1 rRNA gene is annotated in these 1,445 nt (G+C 56.5%); it reads right to left on the bottom strand.

The features are described 5' to 3' along the window. Positions 1-1,445, bottom strand: a 23S ribosomal RNA gene (locus ACFV8T_RS45590); the annotation flags it as partial.

The raw sequence follows: 1,445 nt of genomic DNA, 5'->3' as shown, positions 1-1,445 counted from the left end.
ACCCGAAAGTCAGCTAACCGGTCCCCTTAACGTTCCAGCACCGGGCAGGCGTCAGTCCGTATACATCGCCTTACGGCTTCGCACGGACCTGTGTTTTTAGTAAACAGTCGCTTCTCGCTGGTCTCTGCGGCCACCCCCAGCTCATGGAGTAAATCCACTCACCAGTGATGGCCCCCCTTCTCCCGAAGTTACGGGGGCATTTTGCCGAGTTCCTTAACCATAGTTCACCCGAACGCCTCGGTATTCTCTACCTGACCACCTGAGTCGGTTTAGGGTACGGGCCGCCATGAAACTCGCTAGAGGCTTTTCTCGACAGCATAGGATCATCCACTTCACCACAATCGGCTCGGCATCAGGTCTCAGACTATATGCACGACGGATTTACCTACCGTGCGTCCTACACCCTTACCCCGGGACAACCACCGCCCGGGCTGGACTACCTTCCTGCGTCACCCCATCGCTTACCTACTACAAGTCTGGTTCATCGGCTCCACCACTACCCTCAACTCCGAAGAGATCGGGCCGGCTTCACGGACTTAGCATCGCCTGATTCAGTATTGGGCGTTTCAAAGCGGGTACCGGAATATCAACCGGTTGTCCATCGACTACGCCTGTCGGCCTCGCCTTAGGTCCCGACTTACCCTGGGCAGATCAGCTTGACCCAGGAACCCTTAGTCAATCGGCGCACACGTTTCTCACGTGTGTATCGCTACTCATGCCTGCATTCTCACTCGTGAACCGTCCACAACTCGCTTCCGCGGCTGCTTCACCCGGCACACGACGCTCCCCTACCCATCCACACAGGCGTTGGCCCTTCATGTGTGAATGACACGACTTCGGCGGTACGCTTGAGCCCCGCTACATTGTCGGCGCGGAATCACTTGACCAGTGAGCTATTACGCACTCTTTCAAGGGTGGCTGCTTCTAAGCCAACCTCCTGGTTGTCTCTGCGACTCCACATCCTTTCCCACTTAGCGTACGCTTAGGGGCCTTAGTCGATGCTCTGGGCTGTTTCCCTCTCGACCATGGAGCTTATCCCCCACAGTCTCACTGCCGTGCTCTCACTTACCGGCATTCGGAGTTTGGCTAAGGTCAGTAACCCGGTAGGGCCCATCGCCTATCCAGTGCTCTACCTCCGGCAAGAAACACACGACGCTGCACCTAAATGCATTTCGGGGAGAACCAGCTATCACGGAGTTTGATTGGCCTTTCACCCCTAACCACAGGTCATCCCCCAGGTTTTCAACCCTGGTGGGTTCGGTCCTCCACGAAGTCTTACCTCCGCTTCAACCTGCCCATGGCTAGATCACTCCGCTTCGGGTCTTGAGCGTGCTACTGAAACGCCCTATTCGGACTCGCTTTCGCTACGGCTTCCCCACACGGGTTAACCTCGCAACACACCGCAAACTCGCAGGCTCATTCTTCAAAAGGCACGCAGTCACGAC

The sequence above is a fragment of the Streptomyces sp. NPDC059832 genome, from assembly GCF_042731715.1.
Taxonomy (GTDB): domain Bacteria; phylum Actinomycetota; class Actinomycetes; order Streptomycetales; family Streptomycetaceae; genus Streptomyces.
Note: the sequence above shows the minus strand (reverse complement) of the source record. Positions and strands in the feature narration are given on the sequence as shown.